The following is a 409-nucleotide window of genomic DNA, read 5'->3' as shown; positions in this document are numbered from 1 at the left end:
TTGGGATTTTGTAGCAAGTAACCAGGAGTCGGCGCATTTTATCATGTGGCTCATGTCGGATCGGACGTTGCCAAGAAGTTGGAGAATGATGGAGGGTTTTGCGATCAATTCATACCGGTTCTTCAATGACCAAGGAACCTCTACATTTGTACGCTTTCATTGGAAGCCAGTCCTCGGCGTACATTCGCTTCTCCAAGAAGAATCCCTCATCATCGGCGGGTTGGATGCCGATTTTCACCGGCGAGATATCTATGAGGCGATTCAACGCGGAATATATCCCGAGTACGAATTTGGGGTGCAAATGATCGAAGAGGAAAAAGAACACGCATACGAATTTGATGTTCTCGATCCGACGAAGCTCTGGCCTGAAGAAATCGTTCCTGTTCATATCATCGGAAAGCTGACACTA

General features: G+C 46.9%; 1 protein-coding gene. It reads left to right on the top strand.

What is annotated here, in order from left to right:
• The coding region (locus tag JN080_RS29235) for a catalase (RefSeq protein ID WP_256239382.1) at positions 1-409 on the top strand (409 nt) is incomplete at both ends.

This window comes from Bacillus sp. EB600 (assembly GCF_024494385.1).
Taxonomy (GTDB): Bacteria; Bacillota; Bacilli; order Bacillales; family Cytobacillaceae; genus JAEVLT01.
The sequence above is the reverse complement of the archived record's forward strand: the minus strand, read 5'-3'. Positions and strand labels throughout refer to the sequence as shown.